This is a genomic window from Fulvivirga sp. AWR4_260, assembly GCF_056158185.1.
Window position 1 is genome coordinate 664,888 of sequence record NZ_JBSWSU010000015.1, and the last position, 19,701, is coordinate 684,588.

At 35.5% G+C, this 19,701-nt stretch carries 20 protein-coding genes; 2 read left to right on the top strand and 18 right to left on the bottom strand.

Going from position 1 to position 19,701, the window contains the following annotated elements; translation table 11 throughout:
- Window positions 1–2: 2 nt before the first annotated feature.
- From ACXACQ_RS09380 to ACXACQ_RS09405, 6 genes are read right to left on the bottom strand one after another with little or no spacing between them, the layout of a single operon-like run.
- Complete coding sequence (locus tag ACXACQ_RS09380; RefSeq protein WP_474975680.1) at window positions 3–740, bottom strand: class I SAM-dependent methyltransferase; 738 nt, start codon at window positions 738–740, stop codon at window positions 3–5.
- Entirely contained in the window at window positions 737–1,864 is a 1,128-nt protein-coding gene (locus ACXACQ_RS09385; protein WP_474975681.1) for a hypothetical protein, read from the bottom strand. Before ACXACQ_RS09385 ends, ACXACQ_RS09380 begins: the two co-directional genes overlap by 4 nt.
- A gap of 4 nt (window positions 1,865–1,868) precedes the next feature.
- Window positions 1,869–2,603: an SDR family NAD(P)-dependent oxidoreductase gene (locus ACXACQ_RS09390; RefSeq protein ID WP_474975682.1), complete on the bottom strand. Its 735-nt coding sequence runs from the start codon at window positions 2,601–2,603 to the stop codon at window positions 1,869–1,871.
- Window positions 2,596–3,333 (bottom strand): sulfotransferase-like domain-containing protein, encoded by a 738-nt coding sequence (locus ACXACQ_RS09395; protein ID WP_474975683.1) that lies wholly within the window; start codon window positions 3,331–3,333, stop codon window positions 2,596–2,598. The genes ACXACQ_RS09390 and ACXACQ_RS09395 overlap by 8 nt, the downstream gene beginning before the upstream one ends.
- A gap of 36 nt (window positions 3,334–3,369) precedes the next feature.
- Complete coding sequence (locus ACXACQ_RS09400) at window positions 3,370–4,536, bottom strand: transaldolase family protein (RefSeq protein ID WP_474975684.1); 1,167 nt, start codon at window positions 4,534–4,536, stop codon at window positions 3,370–3,372.
- Window positions 4,537–4,564: 28 nt separating this feature from the next.
- Window positions 4,565–5,200 carry an HAD family hydrolase gene (locus tag ACXACQ_RS09405; RefSeq protein WP_474975685.1) on the bottom strand — a complete coding sequence of 212 codons (636 nt, stop codon included), beginning with the start codon at window positions 5,198–5,200 and terminating at the stop codon, window positions 4,565–4,567.
- 376 nt (window positions 5,201–5,576) lie between these two features.
- Here ACXACQ_RS09405 and pruA point away from each other — a divergent pair, with 376 nt between their 5' ends.
- Window positions 5,577–7,205 (top strand): L-glutamate gamma-semialdehyde dehydrogenase, encoded by a 1,629-nt coding sequence (pruA, locus tag ACXACQ_RS09410; RefSeq protein WP_474975686.1) that lies wholly within the window; start codon window positions 5,577–5,579, stop codon window positions 7,203–7,205.
- 927 nt (window positions 7,206–8,132) lie between these two features.
- Here pruA and ACXACQ_RS09415 read toward each other — a convergent pair.
- The 4 genes from ACXACQ_RS09415 to ACXACQ_RS09430 all read right to left on the bottom strand — a co-directional run bounded on the left by ACXACQ_RS09415 (window position 8,133) and on the right by ACXACQ_RS09430 (window position 10,671).
- Window positions 8,133–8,816, bottom strand: a complete 684-nt coding sequence (locus ACXACQ_RS09415; protein ID WP_474975687.1) for a hypothetical protein — start codon at window positions 8,814–8,816, stop codon at window positions 8,133–8,135.
- Window positions 8,817–8,888: 72 nt separating this feature from the next.
- The gene (locus ACXACQ_RS09420; RefSeq protein ID WP_474975688.1) at window positions 8,889–9,464 is read right to left on the bottom strand and encodes a Crp/Fnr family transcriptional regulator; all 576 of its coding nucleotides are present in this window, start codon (window positions 9,462–9,464) and stop codon (window positions 8,889–8,891) included.
- A 609-nt stretch (window positions 9,465–10,073) separates the two neighbouring features.
- On the bottom strand, window positions 10,074–10,292 hold the full coding sequence (locus ACXACQ_RS09425; protein WP_474975689.1) for a DUF4287 domain-containing protein: 219 nt from the start codon (window positions 10,290–10,292) through the stop codon (window positions 10,074–10,076).
- Window position 10,293: 1 nt separating this feature from the next.
- On the bottom strand, window positions 10,294–10,671 hold the full coding sequence (locus ACXACQ_RS09430) for a DoxX family protein (protein WP_474975690.1): 378 nt from the start codon (window positions 10,669–10,671) through the stop codon (window positions 10,294–10,296).
- Window positions 10,672–10,873: 202 nt separating this feature from the next.
- Between ACXACQ_RS09430 and ACXACQ_RS09435 the strand changes: the two genes are divergently transcribed.
- Window positions 10,874–10,999 carry a hypothetical protein gene (locus ACXACQ_RS09435; protein ID WP_474975691.1) on the top strand — a complete coding sequence of 42 codons (126 nt, stop codon included), beginning with the start codon at window positions 10,874–10,876 and terminating at the stop codon, window positions 10,997–10,999.
- A 198-nt stretch (window positions 11,000–11,197) separates the two neighbouring features.
- Here ACXACQ_RS09435 and ACXACQ_RS09440 read toward each other — a convergent pair whose 3' ends face one another.
- The 8 genes from ACXACQ_RS09440 to rhuM all read right to left on the bottom strand — a co-directional run bounded on the left by ACXACQ_RS09440 (window position 11,198) and on the right by rhuM (window position 19,624).
- Complete coding sequence (locus ACXACQ_RS09440) at window positions 11,198–12,604, bottom strand: alpha/beta fold hydrolase (protein ID WP_474975692.1); 1,407 nt, start codon at window positions 12,602–12,604, stop codon at window positions 11,198–11,200.
- 339 nt (window positions 12,605–12,943) lie between these two features.
- Window positions 12,944–13,102 (bottom strand): hypothetical protein, encoded by a 159-nt coding sequence (locus tag ACXACQ_RS09445; protein WP_474975693.1) that lies wholly within the window; start codon window positions 13,100–13,102, stop codon window positions 12,944–12,946.
- A 303-nt stretch (window positions 13,103–13,405) separates the two neighbouring features.
- Window positions 13,406–13,921, bottom strand: a complete 516-nt coding sequence (locus ACXACQ_RS09450; RefSeq protein WP_474975694.1) for a hypothetical protein — start codon at window positions 13,919–13,921, stop codon at window positions 13,406–13,408.
- A gap of 145 nt (window positions 13,922–14,066) precedes the next feature.
- Window positions 14,067–14,675: a hypothetical protein gene (locus ACXACQ_RS09455; protein WP_474975695.1), complete on the bottom strand. Its 609-nt coding sequence runs from the start codon at window positions 14,673–14,675 to the stop codon at window positions 14,067–14,069.
- Window positions 14,672–15,010, bottom strand: a complete 339-nt coding sequence (locus tag ACXACQ_RS09460) for a PadR family transcriptional regulator (RefSeq protein WP_474975696.1) — start codon at window positions 15,008–15,010, stop codon at window positions 14,672–14,674. The genes ACXACQ_RS09455 and ACXACQ_RS09460 overlap by 4 nt, the downstream gene beginning before the upstream one ends.
- Before the next feature lie 798 nt (window positions 15,011–15,808).
- Complete coding sequence (locus tag ACXACQ_RS09465; protein ID WP_474975697.1) at window positions 15,809–17,113, bottom strand: M1 family metallopeptidase; 1,305 nt, start codon at window positions 17,111–17,113, stop codon at window positions 15,809–15,811.
- A gap of 840 nt (window positions 17,114–17,953) precedes the next feature.
- Window positions 17,954–18,985, bottom strand: coding sequence for a DUF4365 domain-containing protein (locus ACXACQ_RS09470; protein ID WP_474975698.1), 1,032 nt, complete (start codon window positions 18,983–18,985; stop codon window positions 17,954–17,956).
- 105 nt (window positions 18,986–19,090) lie between these two features.
- Window positions 19,091–19,624 (bottom strand): RhuM family protein, encoded by a 534-nt coding sequence (gene rhuM / locus ACXACQ_RS09475; RefSeq protein WP_474975699.1) that lies wholly within the window; start codon window positions 19,622–19,624, stop codon window positions 19,091–19,093.
- Between the last annotated feature and the right edge of the window lie 77 nt (window positions 19,625–19,701).

Here is a 19,701-nt window from a genome sequence, read left to right on the forward strand (position 1 = left end):
TATTAATTTCTCTTTTTAACTATATGAATTATAAAATCAACATTATCTATCTGTGTTAAGCTTGCAAAGTCCCCGAAGACTTGGTGGTCTGCAAAACCACACTGCATTAATTCCTCCTTAAGCTCGTTTAGGGTTATTGGATAAACAGATAATTCAAAATGATTTTGTGAGTTGTCGTATGAAAAACGGACTAAACCTGATTCTTCCAATTTAGCACTAACTTTAAATTCTTTTCCACAATAATATTGGTTGCCCTTATTTGAGAAGTTCCCATTTATCAAAGAATCAAAGTTTCTATGATCAATAATTAAAATTCCATCCTCTTCAAGAATTGAGAAAAAATTATTTAGAGCTAAAATTCTATCTTTTTTATCGATTAAATGAGGAAATGAACTTCCTAAGCATATTGCAGCGTGATATTTATCACTTATCTTATGTTGAATATCTCTCCAATCACATTGTATGAACTTTATATCAGTCTCATGTGAATGTGCATTTTTAGCGGCTTTTTCTAGCATTGCTCTGGAATAATCTAAAGCGGTTACATCAAAACCTTTTTTTGATAAAGTAATTGCATGGTATCCCGTTCCAGTCGCTAAATCAATTATTTTAGTGCAATTGTTTTTGTTTAATATTTTTGAGAAAAATTCATTTTCAGCTTTATGTCTTCCATCCCAATCTATTAATTCATCCCAGATTAAGGACGGGCTCCCTGAGTATTGATCTGTGAAATTAGTCATGAAATTTTATTTGAAAATTTTACATACTTTGATTGAAGTTCATTGGCTACTTCATGAACATCTGATAGCTTCATTTTTTCTATAAAAAAATCTAATTTCTTCTCCATTATTCTCATGGTTTCTTCCACAAAAATTACATCACCATTCTCTTCTATTCTTTCGATCCCATCTAGTTTTTGACATTCCATGTTTATTTTTTCTGCCGCTTCTATTGAAACATTTTTAGGTAGAGATATTTCAATGTCACCATTTTCAAATTTCACTGGATATCCACCACAGTATCCTTTGACCCCTGGTGAGTGTCCGAAAGAAGGTTTGGAAGATAGTAATCCTTTTAGAACTAAAGCTGCCGAAGATGCGGTTAATTGCTGTCCTGCTATTCCTCCAGTTCTTTTTAGCTCATCTTTTAGTGGCTGTAGAAAGCCATTACTTAAGCTTAAAATTTCATTTTCAATACCGCCTTCGACTGAGTACCAACATAAGTACGGTGCACCTCCATCATTTCCAAAACGAGGAGCATAATGTGAAAAATAATGTTGTGTTACGAGTTTTATTGTAACCTTATCTGGGGTGGTGTCTTCTTTGGCTGCCACGAGAAATGTTAAAGCAGGTATAATATTGGCGCAATTTCCAATTCCACATGTTGGAGTTAGTCCAACTTTATGTAATACTGGATTAACTGCATCTGGGAATGCTGCATTTACAACCGGTTTTTTAATTCCAGATAATTTAACTGCATTCATTAAATGGAGCATTGGACTTAAGTGCATTGGAAGCCAAGGTCCAAATTGTGCTTGATCTAATTCATTGAATACCGTTGGGGGCAATTTTGTTAGTTCTCTCCATGATTGGATTGATGCTGTGTTAAAAATTAAGTCAGGGTTAATTTTTGATATTAATTCTGCAATGTGTTCCTCATTTTTTAAATCCCCTTTATATATGTTAACAGTATGAAAATAAGTCAGATTCAAACCAGAAAAACGAATTAAATTTACATTTCGTTTTACCGTATCTGGATTTCTGCAAATGATTGAAAACTTAATATTTTCAACATCATTATATAAATTGCTTAGAGTTTTAAAGGCTAAATCTCCAAAGCCAATAAAAAGAATATGTTTCATCATTGTTTTATCTTGGATAACAGCCGTTATCAATTCCTAAAATTTTTCCTGTAATGCATGAACTTCCTTTTGCCAAAAAGAAATTAACTACATCTGCGATGCTTTTTGGGACTATTGGTTCATTTAAAAGTTCTTGTCCTACGTAAGCCTTTTTCCTATATTCAGGAATTAAATTCCAAATATCAGTTTCTCTTACAGCTGCAGGAGAAATGGCATTAACTCGTACGTAAGGGGCGAAATTCATAGCGTTAGCCTTGGTTAAACCAAAAACCCCTGCCTTGAAAGCAGCATATGGTGATTCTTGACTGCCTACTTCGGCTGCAACTGTAGAAATGTTAATTATTCGACTGTCTCGTTTTTGTTTTAAAAAATAATTGCCGAAATACTCAGATAAAAGCATGGGAGCCATAAGATTGACATTCAACGAATTTAAAAGTTCTGCTTCGCTAAAATCTTCATAAGGCTTGCCATAATAAGCTCCTGCATTATTAACTAATGCATATATTTCCACATTTAAGTTTTCGACCCAATTATAAAATTGAATTATGCCCTGTTTATCATTTAAATTAAGAGCATAGTACAAAATGTTTTCATTTCCGAATTCACTTCTTACTTTATCTATTTTTTCTTCATCCTGGTCTGTTGCAATAACTATGAAGCCATCATCAATAAGGCTTTTTAAGATTGCAATGCCAATACCTCCTGAGGCACCTGTGACCACAACATGTTTTTTATTATGCATTTTTAACAAGGTTATTTTTTTCTTTTTTCATTTGATCGTAATAAAATAGATGATGCCTAACATAGGCTTTTACTTTTGCATCCATTTTTGATAGATCATAATTAGAAGGTGGATTTGAGAAGCCTGAACTATTAGAAACTTCATTGTGCCAATAATCCCAACTTTTCCATTTAGGGTTCATCCCGGGAGCCCAGGTAAGCTTATCTGGATTAAAATCAATATTTAAAAATGCACAATACTCATTAATAGTGTCTTCTGGATTATTTGCTAGATCATCAGCATCAATTACAAAATATTGTAATTCTAGTTTTTTGACCTTTTCAAGTAAATCATATACAGATTCATGTCCAGCAGATTTTAAACTAAATTCTGGTCTGATTTTGTAATGGGAAGGGATTGATTTATAAGGGTCTCGTATTAAAAATGTATGCTTTTGCTTTTTCAGGAAATCCTCATCTACCAATAATTCATCTATACAGTGATAACACATGTCCTTATGGAAAACGGGTTGATTTTTTGACATGTCATATATCATTTTTTTTATGCCCTCATAGTCTTTGGGATGCTTTGCATCAATATTGCAATCTATATTTTCATGCTTTTTTGAAAAAAAATAATGATATGAAAATGGTTCATGATATACGTAATGATCGTTTCTCTCAATGAAATAACGTTCAAAGGCTGTTGACATGGATCTGGGGTGTGTCCATAATGCTACAATATCATTCATGGTTTTTATTTTTTATAAATGGAGAATTTGAGTTAATTAATTTTGTAATGCAGGTGAGGTGATCTTGGAGTTAGTGCCTAATAGAGTAAGCATTTTGTGAGATGCGAATGATTCATTTATTGTATTAGAAAAGGCTGTGCTTTTGTGGAAGTCATTGTCAAAAAAGCCTATTGGATCGTAAGACTTATTGAAGTAATTTAATTTCAATAATTTTTTTAAAGATTCTTCTGAGTCATCTTTACAGTATTTTTCGTAGTCTTCCACCGAACAATTCATCAATTTTTTCAATACACTTGGGCGACATGTGTAAATGACGTTATTTGAAGATGTGTTTAAGAGATTCATGATCATGATTTCCTCTGAAAACAATGGATCCTCAGATACTAAACTGGAAAGCAAAAGTTTAACAGGGTAGGCACATGTTGAAAACAGAGAGCTTATTCTTTTAGAAATTAAAATACCTGCCCAAGCTAAATCTCTTTCTGATAAAGAAATTCCGGTTTGTTTAGCTTCTTTTAATAGCTCTCCCATAAATTGAAAGCGGCCAATCATGAATGTGCTAACCGCCCTCCATGGTGTTATTGAATTGTTTTTTTCAAAAGCCTTCCTTCCCCGATATATAGCCTGAGCATAAGCTAACGCCTGAGAAGTATTAAATGAAAAAGTTCCATTCGTGGAAATACCCTGCCCCGCTAGTTCTTCAATCAGGATACATCCCTCTTTTGTAACGGGTACTTTGACCATTACATTTTTATTAAGTTTGGATAGTCTAAAAGCATCGTGTCTCATTTTATCCAAATCTGAAACATTCTCGGGGTTTAATTGCGCGCAAACCCAACCATATTGGCCATTACTTTTTTTCCATAAATCGTATAAAATATCAGAAGATTTCTTAACTACGTAATCATTAAATCTGTTGAACGAATTCAGTTTCGTGAGAGAGTTTTCTTTTATGTATTGCTTGTAATCATCAATATGTCTGTAAACTTCAAATCTTATTATATTAGGATTTGTAGTTACGCCTTTTACAATAGAATTCGAATTATTAAAGTCAAAAAGAACTTTTAAAGCCTCTTTTTCGTCAGCGGAAATATTGTGGTCTTCATCCAAAAATTGATTGCAATACATTGGAGTGGAGTCCCACCATATTTCAGATGTTTCATTAATTTTTTTTAAGATTTTAGAGCAATTGTTTTTAATCATGGTTTAAGGAGATTTTAGGTTATGGTTATTATAAAATAGAATGCAAATCATTCATGTCATTGAATTCAAATTTTTCGAGTTGGGGATTGTTAGGTAGGAAATTTAGGTAGTTCATACAGGCGTTTTTAGCAGCTTCAATTCCGATTTTACTATCTTCAATTACTAAGCAATTTTTAGGATCTATACCGAAATGTGAAGAGGCTGCAAGAAAAACCCCAGGATCTGGCTTCCAAGCATTAATATCATAAGAGCTGAATATTATTTCATCAGGGAAATAGTCTTTCAATCCTGATTGTTCTAAAACAATATTGATGTCTTTTCTTGGAGAACTTGATGAAATGCAGTAGGGTACTTTAATTTTTTTTAGTACATTTTCAATGCCCGGAATAGATTGAACTCCTAGGTCATATTCTTTATAAAGCGTTTCTCTGAAGGAATGATATTTGTGATTTAAATCACATTCTGCTCCGTACAATTCACGTAAACAATCTCCAACTTTTTTGCCTTTCTGAATTATACTTTCGGGAAACATATCAGTATTCCCAAAATCATTTTTATATAACTTTTTGTAGGCAGATGATATCACAGGTTCTGTATCTACAAGTACTCCGTCACAATCAAATATTAATAAAGATATATTATTGAAATCTATTGAGTTTATCATATTTGAAATATATTTAATATAATTTTTATTTTAATTAATCAATTATTTTTCTAGTTTAATTAACTAAAAATTATTAATTATATGATTATAAAACTACAACAATAAAGATGGAAATCAAAATATGACAACTCAAGTTATGATTAAATAAATGTTAAAATTGTATTTATTTAATATTTGAGAATGATTTAATAGTTTATTTGCCATATTTTAATATTAAATATGGCTTGAAAGGCTGAGGGGTAGAAATTGAATAAATCAAAGAAGCTCAGGGCCTTATGAATTAATAAGCATTGAGAAAGAATATTTTTGATAGTACATCCTTTATTTTTTTATAAAAAAAATAATTTATAACACTTATTATCATAAATAAATTTACATGAAAAAAGGCAATTTTTTAATCCAAAAACCGAAAAATGAACCGGTTTTCAGCTATAATCTTGACAGTGAGGAGCGTAAAGAATTGATGGCTGTTTACAAAAAGATGTTTAATGAAACGGTTGAAATACCAATGTATATTGGGAGAGAGGAAATATACACTTCCAACAAAGTTTCTATGACTTGTCCGCATGATCATCAGCATATTTTAGGGTATTTTTCAGAAGGAGACAGCTCTCATGTTAACATGGCCATAGAATCAGCATTAGCAGTTAAAGATAGGTGGGAAAGCATGTCTTGGGAAAGTAGGGCTTCAATATTTTTGAAGGCAGCTGATTTGCTTGCGGGACCATATCGAGCAAGAATAGTTGCAGCAACAATGTTGGCGCAAAGTAAAAACATTCATCAAGCGGAAATAGATGCTGCGTGCGAGCTTATTGATTTTTTGAGATTCAATGCATATTACATGCAGAATATTTACAACCAGCAACCAGATTCTGAATCAGGTTTGTGGAATAGGATGGATTATAGGCCACTAGAAGGTTTCGTTTTTGCTATTACTCCATTTAATTTTACAGCAGTTGCAGGAAATCTACCTGCTGCCCCTGCTATGATGGGTAATACAGTGATTTGGAAGCCAAACTATACTCAAGTTTATTCAGCAAACATTATTATGGAAGTTTTTAAAAAGGCGGGACTTCCTGATGGTGTTATAAATTTAATCTACGCTGACGGTCCAGTGGCTGGGGATATCATTTTCAGTCACCCTCAGTTTTCAGGCCTTCACTTTACAGGAAGTACTAATGTTTTTAAAAAATTATGGCATACAATTGGCAACAATATTTACAATTATAATTCATATCCACGAATAGTGGGAGAAACAGGAGGTAAGGATTATATAATAGCTCATTCATCAGCTGATGCTCAAGAAGTGGCTATTGGGATGATAAGAGGTGCGTTTGAATATCAAGGTCAAAAATGCAGTGCTGCATCTAGAGCATACATTCCATCAAATATTTGGCAAGAAGTTAAGGGATTAATTATTCAAAACTTAAATGATATTAAAATTGGGTCACCAGAGAATTCCGAAAACTTTATAAATGCGGTGATTGATAAAAAATCATTTGACAAGATTAAGGATTATATTTTGCGAGTAAAGGAGGATCAGAGCATTGAAGTAATTTGTGGAGGTAACTGTGACGACTCTAAAGGTTGGTTTATTGAACCAACAGTTATAGAGACAAAAGATCCAAATTATTTTACAATGTGTGAAGAAATTTTTGGTCCATTACTTACCGTTTTTGTATATGAACCAGAAAACTTTGAAGAGACACTTACAATTATAGATGAGACATCTCCTTATGCGTTAACTGGGGCTATTTTCTCTCAAGATAGGTTTGCAATTGAGAAAGCTACTTGGAAATTAAGAAATTCGGCAGGAAACTTTTACATAAACGATAAGCCAACAGGCTCAATAATTGGACAACAGCCGTTTGGAGGTGCAAGAGCATCAGGAACTAATGATAAAGCCGGGTCAATGATGAATCTACAACGTTGGGTAAGTGCTAGAGCAATAAAGGAAACATTTGTACCCCCTAGAGACTATAAGTATCCATCTATGGATATTTAGTTTTTAGGAATACTACATAGGTCTAAATACAAGATTAAGCCTGTGTAGTATCTTCTATATATATCATAAGTTACTTTTAATTTATATTAATTAGGGGGTATAGAGGGGTTGAATTAATCTGATTTTAGGGGTTGCCCACAAAATCAAAATTGGAAGAGCATACCCGCCTAAATAAGATATTTCATAAGTAAAAGATATAAAAATAATTGTTAATAAGATTAATATTTACAACAGCTATTATTGCTTATACACATTTTAGTGTGCATTGAATCGTGTCTTAATTTCATTAGGAATACTAAGTTTATAAGTAAATATATCCTTTTCTTAAGCAGGCTGAAGTGAAAATTTAGTCCCGAGATTCAATGAGCTAGGTCGTACAAGGTTCTTACGCTACGTGGTGTGTGAGTCGAACCGTGGCTCACTGTCATTTACACGATGTGAGCTGTGTAAGCTGCTGTAAAGATGGAGATATGATCTTCTGGCTAGGTTTTTCGGGAAGACTGATTAAACCACATTCATGATGCATTAAAGGTAACGGAGATGTGTGAAGCGATGAAAGAAAAGGCTCCAAAGAGTAGTCAGGTGTGAATAATAAAGATGAGCGAGAGCGAACCTTTCGAAGAAGTGACGAAAAGACCAGTTGTTGTGAAACCTAGACTATATTGTGGGTTTGGGGAAGAGCATAGAGGCTGACTGATTACCGACTTTGCGCCAACCATCATTAAGAATGATATTCAGGCTTTTAGCGGAATCACAGGAAGTCTATGAGCTATGTTGAAAGAAAGTGGCAAGCAATACTTGTTAGATGGTTACTAAGAAGTTGATAGGTGACCATGCTGCACGAGCAGTTTAAAGAACAAATAATGCAGCTCAAAAGCTTCCGCGGCATGGTGCAACTAAAGCGCATAAAACAAATGATATTGGGAACTACTTGAGAGAAAATGATAAATTCAGCAATATTTTTATGCTTACTAAATGCGAATAAAATACAATAGGTACAATTACAGCAGGAAGCCAAACCAAAGGAAAATAAGTTACACCAATATTGGGCTGGTCAAATGCTAATTGCTGAATAGGGGTTTGAGCGCTCAAAACTGCTATAGTCAAAATATTAACTAACAATCCTAAACAAATGAAATTCCATATTAAAAGTCCCTTTTCTCTAATCCATTTCTTCACAAATACGGCATAGCAAATTAATGGTGCTGAAATGCCAGAAAGAATGTCATAGTTATAGCCATCAAAAGTCATTAAATCAGGAATATAACCTTCTATGAAAATATAGTACAATACAATTTCTACGGGAATCCTAATCGTATGTAATAAAGTCAACCATTTTAAATTTTCCTCATTTCTAATGTTACTGCTTTTTACAAAGAAAAAATACACAATAACATAAAGGAGGCCTGGAGCTAAAAGAAAAACAAATCTTGGTGGTATCGTATTTTGAACTCGGTAAAACTCAAAATACCCCAAGATTCCGACTACAGCCATCCAAATGAGAATACCTGCAAGTTGCGTTCTACTTTTATTGGTTTGATAAAAGCACAACAAAGTAACTAAGGTTGTAAAAGTGAAAAATATTACGATTGAAGTAGAAATTTCTGCCATTTCAATTAAACTTTTGTACAAAGTTCAATAGGTGAGATTCAAATCCACTTGACAAAAGGCAAGAATTAAAATCTACATTTTTTTTCTTAACCTACTCAAAGTGCTATCGGTAATACCTAAATAAGAAGCAATGTACTTTAGAGGCGCATATTGTAGTATTAAGGGATCTGTGCTTAAAAGGTTCTGATATCTCTCTTTAGCTGTTCGATTTATCATTCCATAGTTTCTGTTTTGAGAAGCAATAAATTTTTTCACTAAAATGGCTCTGCCAAAATCTCTGAATGCAGGTTTATCATGAAATAGCGTATTTAATTCTTCGTACGAAATTCTAAACCCTTTACATTTTGTAATAGCTTGTATATATGCCTCTGAACGAACTCGATTAAAGAATGAAGTAATTTCAAATACAATGTTGTTTTCTGTAAAGAAGTCTATGGTAATTTCTTCACCTTCTAGGTTGTAAAGAAAAGTTCGCATTAATCCACTTTCCAAGTAGAAGTAATCATCACTTACTTCATTCTCCCTTAGTAGATAGTCTTTTTCCTTTAATTCAATCGGATGAAAAACTTTCGAAATTTCTTCGGCATCATCTTTTGAAGTTTCGACAACCCTCAAAATGAATTTAATCAATGATTCTTTATTACTCATTTCGTCATATTCTGACTAACGGTTTGGCTATGGTTCATGTCCCGCTGGTTATACACTATATAAATTTCGTACGTCCAGCATTGGCATCAGGTATTGAATATATCAAATTATTCCGGAGGGTGAAAGTCCCTTGCGCACTAGGGGCGTGCTCGGAAGCCAAGCCAGTGGCAAGGTTGTCATCGGTGACGATGTAACTGAAGTAAGCTAGGCTGCGGTGTTTGTACTGAAGAACATGAACCACATGCAGAGGCTAGTGCCGAAATAGTAGATGTGGCAGCGATAGACACAAGGATATTCACCTTACCTTGGAGGTCTCTCACTCACGGGTTGGGTAGAGAGAAGTCAGCCGAGGTCATATTGGTAACGAGCCTTGAAAACAAGGAGGCCTCACTAGGTAATGAAGGACTGAATATTGAATCGTGTCGTAATTCGATTAGAAATACAGGTCTTTGAGCCTTTATAGCCTTTTCTTAAGCAGACAGAAGGAATTAAACCCGAGATTCAATGAACCGCGTAGTACGAGACCCGTACGCTACGTGGTGTGTGAGGCACACCGTGGCTCAATTTCAGTCAGAGCCGTCTACACGATTGGCAACTGGCTTTTTTTCATTATGATTTTTTCCCTTTAAGTAAAGCATAAATTGCCATTGCGTGACCGTGTCCGAGTTCAAATTCTTGTTTTAACCAATCTGTTATTTGAGTTGCTTTTACTCCGTCTTTAATCTTACCGTTTTCAGTAAATCCTTTTTTTTCAGCTAGCTCTTTAAAATCAGTGGGTGATTTTCCTGTTTTTGCTTGAATATTATCAAGATATGCTTGAAATGACATTTTAATTTGATTTATTAAGTTTATGAAATGAAATGTATGATGCGATTAAAATGCCTAAAAATATCAGAGGAAAGAATGATTGAAAATCCATTCCATCAACTGCAAAATGACTGATACTGGCAAATATAAATTCAAATACAAATCCTGCGTATGCCCATTCCTTAATTCGTTTCGGTATTTGCGGAACGATTAAAGTCAGTGCTCCTAGAATTTTAAATACTACCAAAGTACCACCAAAATATTCTGGATATCCTAGGTGTCTTATTCCTTCTTTGGCGATTTCAGTTTGTGAGGTTAAAGCGGGCATTACTCCTTCCATTATAAAAATGATAATAGTAGTTGTCCAAAAGATAATTTTGTTGGTTTTAGTCGATGTCATGGTTTACATTGTAAATTTTATAATTATTCGATTAGTTCGTTTATTTTTTTGCTTGTTGCCAATGTCCAGCTAAATTGAGTATACGCTCCAGTTGCTAGAAGCACTGAAGTTTGTGTTTCTCATTGATCTTTCAAGGTGCTTAGTTCGCATATTCATTTTAGTGTTTGTGGTGCGCTTTGAATGGTGAATATAACTCAAGAAATTGAGTGCTCCAAAGGGGAAGAGTCCCGTAGGCACCGGGGGCGTGCCCGGTAGCCAAACAAGTGGTAAGATTGTCATCGGTGACGATGGAACTGCAGTAAGCCAGACTACAGAGCCCTATTCTTAGAACTAACATTACCGTATGACTACTAAGAAAGGAAGGTTATAAAAGCATGCTGGAATATGACCAAAACTTCAACCCGAGATTCAATGAAACACCGTATGCGAGACCCATTTATACGATAGTTAGTGAGGCGCGCCATGAGCTTATAGCTCATGGCCATCCATACAATTACCTGCAGGCATATTTTAAAAGGATAATTGATTATTTTAGTTCAGTATCTTTATCATTAATCAAATCATTTTCAATTTTTTCTCCGTTTATAAATTTAAATGCTAAAGCTTTAAAGCTATCAGGTGCAAATAGAGCTATAAAATGAGGAGCGTCTTTTATTTTTGAAAAAGTCACAGCATTTTCCTTGGGTAATTTCTTATAATGCTTAATAGCTCCAGTGATATGTGTTTTAGGGTCTAATGTTCCATGTAAAATTAAAGTTGGAGGCATTTGTTTAGGAATTTCTGTAAAATAATTGTCTCTTGGATAGGTAGGCATAGAATTTTCAGCTAGTAAGCCTGCTAATGGGCTTGAGAATAATAGCGCTTCTGATTCTGCTATTACTTCAGTTTTTTTAAGTTGAGGTCTTAAATTATTTTCAGAGGCTGAAATTATTTGAACTAAAGGTATTGAATTTGAAGATGTCTCATATCTACCATAATTGGAATAAAACTCTGTAAGTTCTTTTATAGCATTATTTAAGGGATCAAAGTTTTCCTTCTCTAATCCTTTAATAATTTCAGGTATTTGTTTTCTTGTTTTTGGTATATCCAGTAACCTTCCTAATATAATAGATAAATCTTGTTTAGGTAAGCTTTTAGAGAAATCCTCATCGTTCTTAGCCCTTTGTATAATTCTTTTTAGTCTAGTGGCTAAAGGAGCTTCATCATCGTTTATTATGGTATCATAATATGCCAATACTGAATTTCCAATATCATTTACTATAAATGATCGATGGCTTAAATCGTTCTCCTCATCATCTTGTAAAGGAACTAGTGAATCTAATATGACGCCATCTAATTCCGTAGTTTCTAACTGTAGTAAACGCATTACTAACTGCGTTCCATATGAAACTCCATATACATAACGCTTTCCTGTTCCGCTGAAATTATTAATAAGTAAACTAAGGTCTCTTGCTGCATTGGTGATTGAAAAAGCCTGTACATAAGAGGTATTGGTATACATATGGTTAAAACAAGGACCCCACTCATCATTTGCAAGTGCAATTCCGTTTGGAGAATCTACCGATTCTTCCTTAGGGCATATTTTGCTCGATAGTCCCGTTCCTCTATGGTCTGGAATAAAGATGTCTAAATGAGGGAATGTTTTTGAAAACAAGTCCACCAAAGGGTATAAGCTCGCTCCTGATTCTCCAGGTCCTCCAGCGATTAACCAAATAGATCCTTCTCTATTCTTTAATGAGGGAAATTTTCTAACAAATAACTCAATGGAATCATTGTTATTTGATAAATAATTAAGAGGGACTTTTTCAATGATACAAAGTGACGATTTAAATTCTTTAAAATCATCGCAATCAGTACATTTTGAAAATTGCGCTTTTACGCTGATTGTACATGAAAAAAATAATATTAAAATTATAAACTTATCCTTCAGCATTTGGTATTTAATTTTAGTTTGTTTTTAGGCTTGCAGGTAATGGTATTGTCTATGTAAAGTAGCTGATTTGGAGCACTAACTCTTAGCTTACAAGTGACCTTCATTTTTATCAATTATCTTTCATTTAACTCCCTAAACCACAATTTTTTATAAACTCCATATGTGTCGTGAATGGTGAATGTAACTCAAGAATTCGAGTGTTCCAAGAGGTAAAAGCTTTTTACGCGCTAAGGTCGTGCCTGGAAGCGAAGCAAGTGGCAAGGTTGTCATCGGTGACGATTGAGCTGAAGTAAGCCAGACGTGTCTGTACTGAAGAACGTAAACCACATACAAAGGCTATTAGGCCGGATAAGGTAACACATGCTGCCAAAGTCCAACCCCCTCGAAAGAGGCTCGTGCCGAAATAGTAGATGTGGCAGGGATAGGCACAAGGATATTCATCTTATCTGGAAGGTCTCTTGCTCTCGCATTGGGTAGAGAGAATTCAGCCGAGGTCATAGTAGTTATTGGTAACGAGCCTTGAAAACCAAGGAGGCCTCACAAGATAATGAATTACTGAACATTAAATCGTGTCGAAATTCGATTAGAAATGACTGTCTATGAGCAATTATAGCCATATCTTAAACTATGACAAAGCTGTAATTGGTGTAAAGAGCGATTGCAGTATGCTTAACGAACCGCGTAGTACGAGACCCGTAGGCTATGTGGTGTGTGAGGCTCATCCTGAGTTATGTTGACTCAGGTCGGGCTACTCAATTTATGCACCCTATATTAATAAGCATTTAAAATTCTTTAGCTGTTTCATTTTTTTTCCTGAATATTAAGAACCAATTCGGCATTCAGATTAGAAGCTAATTCCTTCGCATATTTGACTGCCTTATCCTCATATGAAGATACAAATGAAAGCACAGGTACAGAGGGTTTTGAATAGATAAGTATTTTGAACTCCTTTACTCTTCCTGACAAAGTTGGGCTTATTCCATTTGGAGTATTACTACTTATGTAGCTATTTGAAATTACTTTGACTTTTATAATTTCAGGGAGAGTATTCCATTCACCGAATTTATAACCAACTACCGATTGATATTCTTTAAATCTATTTTGGGTAAAATCAATCAGAGTTCCACCATAAGAAGTTATGATTAAAAGACCTATTATTATAGCACCTATTCCTACAGCCAAGACCCTTTGCATTGAGCTTCCACTTTCTAAGAATGTTGGACTTACTAAAGCAAATAAACCTGCAACAATCAGGAGCGTTCCAAGTAGGTGTGGCCCTGATATGAAATTTCGATTTTTAAAGTTAAGACTATTCATGTTGTATCGTCTTGTGAATGCAAATTGTATGACATGATAAGTTCAGGGAATACGCTAGCCTCTTTAATTCCGACCCTTAAGAGATCATAAAGCTTTATACTATTGAAACTTAATTCACGGATGCTTTCATTTTGATTGGCAATTCCTAAGCTATTGATTTCTTATACATGGTAAAGAAAAAGAAAGGAAGAAATCCAAGTGCAAATACAAATGCACCAAGCATCAGTAATAAGTCGGCACCCTGCAAATGCATCAACTTAAATAGCCCTGAAATACCAGTAATAATAGCCGCAACAGCACCTAAAATTATTTTCAATTTTACAGAAATGGTTTTAACTATAGAAACTTTGAACCTATCAATAGCTAATAAGGGAATAAAAACTAATAGAAGCATCAAGAAGCCTGCTGTAAATAATTCTGTCCCGAAAGGCATTTGAAGTAATTTAAAAGTCACTCCGGCCGTCAATGTAATTGAACCCAAAAATCCTATTGAATACATTAGTTTTTTCATAATCATTATACGTTTAGCGTTTATTAAAAAAATTGTTTCATGCTGAATTTCAATCAATCCATTTGGTGCTAGATCCCTCAAGGCTTCATTTAACAATTGTTCAAATGATTTACCATTTCCCAACTCACTCTGGATAACACAACATAAGTGATCTATCAGATCATCACGGAGTGTTATAATTTCTATTCCTTGAGCATCAACTAAGTTCTTGATAGCATTTTCTTGATCAGCGGTTAATTTCATACCATTTTGAGGTTGGAAAAAACAAGTTTGTTTAGGGTGGTCAGAAAATCCTTCAATTCTTCTAGATATCGTACTTTTTCCATTTCGCCCTTGGGAGTTAGAAAATAGTATTTCCTCACTCTTTTTCCGATATACTCTTCTTTGTATGAAAGAAGACCATCCTTAGTCATTTTTTGCAAGGCTGGATATAATGAGCCATCCTTAAGTAAAATTTTTTCATCTGATAGCTCTTTCACTCGCTGGAAGATTTCATAACCGTACATTTTTTCATTTTCGGATAATAAATTCAGAATGATTGCGGAAAGAGTTCCTTTAAGTAGTTCTTTTGAATACATAGAACAAATATATATAAAATTAATATACATCATAATTCTATATATTAGATTGTTTTAATTCACATGAAAACTAGATTTGGTTTTTGGCTAGTAAAAATTATTAATGTGGAGGGATAAAGTCGGGATTGCTGTTGTTCAAGTTGTCCTACAGCCATGCCCGCTACGGTTTGTGTATGGCGCGTATCCCAAAGGATATGCATTCTATAACTTGTGTGTGCCCAGCATGGACATGAGGTATCATAGATATCAAATTATTCCAGAGGGTGAAAGTCCCTTATGCGTGGGAGTCGTGTCCCGAAGTATTAGCAAGTCGCAAGGTGGTTTGTCGTGAGGCATGCACTGCAGGAAGCGAGACTGCAAATCCCGGTTCCAACGAACAGGAACTGGATACTGAGGCTACGTAGGTCGGACGAGGTAGCACATCATACTGACGTCCCAAAGTGGTTAGCCACTCAGCACCTATGCAGTAGATCCAGTGGATATTGGGTGAAGGAATATGCCCTTACCTGGGGAGGTCTCTCGCTCACGGGTTGGGTAGAGAGAAGTCAGCCGAGGTCATAGTAGTTATTGGTAACGAGCCTTGAAAAACAAGGAGGCCTCACTAGATAATGAAGGACTGAACATTGAATCGTGTCGTAATTGGATTAGGAATACTGGTCTTTGAGCCTTTATAGCCTTTTCTTAAGCAGACAGAAGGAATTACAACCCGAGATTCAATGAGCCGCGTAGTACGAGACCCGTAGGCTAGGTGGTGTGTGAGGCGCACCGTGGGCTTAAAGCTCACGGCCGTCTACACGATTATCTCTCGTTTTTATAAACCCATTCATTGAAAAAGCCCTTTAGTTGAACCCCTGATCCTTCCTCAATAGCTTTCTGAAAGTCTGTTGTTTCGACAGACTCCCCAAAATATTTTGTAGAATAGAATTTTATCGCTTTCCAAAATATTTCATCACCTAATCTTTTTCTTAACAGATGTAAAACATAAGCACCTTTAAAATAGACTAAATTTCGATCATCACTTGACGGGTTTGACCAATTTGCAAAAACCAGAGGCTTATCATTGCCCCGGTTTTTTATAGCCTCATATACTGCATAGTATGAATCTACATCAGATTGATACTTTTCTTTACCAAAGCGATATTCATTATACGCTGCTGATAGGTAGGTGGCCATTGCTTCATTAAGCCAAAAGTGATTCCAATTCTTACAGGTAATTCGATTACCCCACCACTGATGAGCCAGTTCATGCGAAATTAAATTGGTCTCAGTACTATCCTTCAGAACCAGCCTTCCATACGTGTCTTTCAAGGCTGAATAACCTGACATTTCTTGATAATGATTACCTATAAGTATTTGGGAGTAGGTCGATTGATCATATTTCACACCAGCTTTATCCTCAAAAAAAGCAATCATCATGGATGTTTCCTTGAAAATGGTCAGAAGCTGACTGGAATCGTAGTCCTGTGAGTAATATCTAAGTAACACATCTCCTGATTTTTCTTCTACTTGGTTGAAATTGCCAATGGCAAATCCATATGTATAAGCAGGAGATTCATAACTTTGCTGAAAGGAATATTGTATTTTATTATTCTTATGCACCTTGTTCACCAACTCACCACTGGCAATACAATCTTTATCTGCTGAAACAGAAATATTCAGATACAATATGGCTTTATCTCCAGGTAAGTCATTACAAACCATCCATTGACTTGTCGAATATATCGTAAAGGCTTGTCCTCTTTCAGTGTTGAACAAAAGTCCATTACTTGGATTCCCGTGATAATCAATGGTTATTTCGTTATACTTTCTTCCTGTTTCAGAGAGATTAATGACTAGATTGCTATCCCGATTCTCAAAACTTTCAACATTATTACCAGTCACCTTATCTATTATAAGATTTCCAGACTTAAGCGCTACAGAATTAGCATCATTTTCAACTTGAAACTTTATAATAACTGTGCCCAAAATGGATTTTGTCTCAATACTAGGCTCTATTGTCAGATGGTAGCTGATTACATCCAGTTCTGAACCAATAGGGTTGGATTGAACAGGTGCTGTTAGCAAAAACAATATTGAGCAGGTAGAGATAATCCTATAAATCATGTTTTATGAGAGATAACGCCCCTGTAAGGCGCGTTTGTTTACTTGTTTTACAAGGCATAAAACTAGCACGATTTGGTTTTAGAACCTAGTAAGCAGCTTAAGACACCCCGTCCTTACAAATAGTCCACATGTTAAGAGGTGAAAGTAGCTATGAAATACTAACCCAAAACGTGCGGTGGAGACTCACCAAAGCATTTTAGGACTTCGCACGGTGAAGCCTAAATACGCTTTTACACCCTGTGTGTGCCCAGCGTGGGCATATGGTATCTAAGATACCAAATTATTCCAGAGGGAGAAAGTCCCTTATGCGCGGGAGTCGTGTCCCGAAGCATTAGCAAGTCGTAAGGTGGTTTGTCGTGAGGCATGCACTGAAGGAAGCGAGACTGCAAATCCCGGTTCCAACGAACAGGAACTGGATACTGAGGCTACGTAGGTCGGATGAGGTAGCACATCATACTGACGTCCCAAAGTGGTTAGCCACTCAGCACCTATGCAGTAGATCCAGTGGATATTGGGTGAAGGAATATGCCCTTACCTGGGGAGGTCTCTCGCTCACGGGTTGGGTAGAGAGAAGTCAGCCGAGGTCATAGTAGTTATTGGTAACGAGCCTTGAAAACCAAGGAGGCCTCACTAAATAATGAAGGGCTGAACATTGAATCGTGTCTTAATTCGATTAGGAATACTGGTCTTTGAGCTTTTATAGCCTTTTCTTAAGCAGACAGAAGGAAAACCAACCAGAGATTCAATGAACCGCGTAGTACGAGACCCGTACGCTACGTGGTGTGTGAGGCGCACCGTGGGCTTGCAGCTCACGGCCGTCTACACGATTACCAGTAGTTTTTATTCTGTTTTTTCTTGATATAACCATTCATATACTTCTTTTAATACAGGTTTTGTGCAAATTTTTTCTTTGTCTTCCATTAATAGGTCATCATCGCATTCATACAAATAAAATAAGCAAAAACCACGTATCTCTATTGGATTATCCTGATTAATCAGGATTTCTTCTGCGACAGATTGCGAATTAATATTACAGCTTAAAACATCAATGGCTCTTTCTCCTAAACCTTGTGGTCCATTCCAATATTCGTTTTTAGTGAGATTAATCACACGTTTAAGTTCATTATTATCTAATTCAGAGCAAATTTGGGAAGCATAATTAATTATTTCTTTTTCTTCTTTGTTATTGGGATTCCATGACCACCTAGCTCTACCGCAACCATATCCAAGTATATAAAGCGCGTCTTTACTCAATTCTACATCATCGCTCAAAAGGAGTTTTTTCGCGATATAAATTGTAATCTTTCTTTCTCTTGAAAAAGGATGGTTTGATAAAATTAAAAAGCCTTCCTTTTGATGTTGTAAATCATTACTTAAACATTTCTCAGTTGAATCAAACAATATCTTTTCATCTTTATAAACTTTTAAAATATCCTTGAACTGCTTTGAGATTGTTTCAGAACTAAATTTCTTATCAGTTCTTACCTCTATTTTTGTTATTGGCAATCTATCATGATATTCCTCGTATTTGACTAGACTTTTAATCTCAACATAAGATGAAATATTTAAGGTTGGTGAATAAAAAATTAAAATTACTGGAACAACAAATTCATTCCAATAGTCGATATGATCTTGATCAACATAAAGCCTAAATGTATCTTTGCTTTTGTTTAGATATGAGTCACCAGTTTTAACTTGGACTGCAATTAATTGTCCAGTTGCGTTTTCGTCCTCTACGTATTCAATAAAGCCATCAATTCCGATATCATTTTCTTCATGAACAGGTCTGAAAATTGATCCCTGTTTATTAATCTCCTCTTGCAGGAACGTTATACCTTGATTTGCAATTATGTTTTTTTTATTCCATTTCACTTTAATTGTTGATTATTAGTGTGAAAGCCTCGGATTTTAAATTACTGGTAACGCCCAGATATGGCGCTGTGGCATCCGAGCTTTTTAAGTTCCGATAAAAGTAGTTTATCTGCCGGTGTGATCAAAGTTTGTGAAATGCACAGCGTCATCACAGATAAAAACTCCCACGAGCAGGGGAGGGTAGAAAGGACAATACTTGCTTGGCGGTAGATAAGCGGGATGTTTAGCAGGCTCTTGCAGATGTCTCAGTAGGCCATGCGCCATCATCGATTGTGTGTGCCCAGCATGGGCATATGGTATCATAGATATCAAATTATTAGTCCCTTGTGCGCGGGAGTCGTGCCACGAGGCATTAGCAAGTCGCAAGGTGGTTTGTTGTGAGGCATTCACTGAAGGAAGGGAGACTGCAAATCCCGGTTCCAACGAACAGGAACTGGATACTGAGGCTGTATGAGTCGGCTGAGATAGCACATCATACTGACGTCCCAAAGTGGTTAGCCACTCAGCAAAGTCCAGATATATGGTAACAATTCGGTTCAGGTCTTTTAGTTCCTTCTCGCTGAGATAGTTTTTGACTACTGATACATCCGTTTTCAATACTTTTCCTGAAGGAGCGTTTATCCAAGTGGTTAACCCCATGTTGGGTTTGTCTTTATTAGCTCTTTGTTTGATGATGTATTCACGAAGGGTTTTGGTTGCCCAAATACGGAACTGTG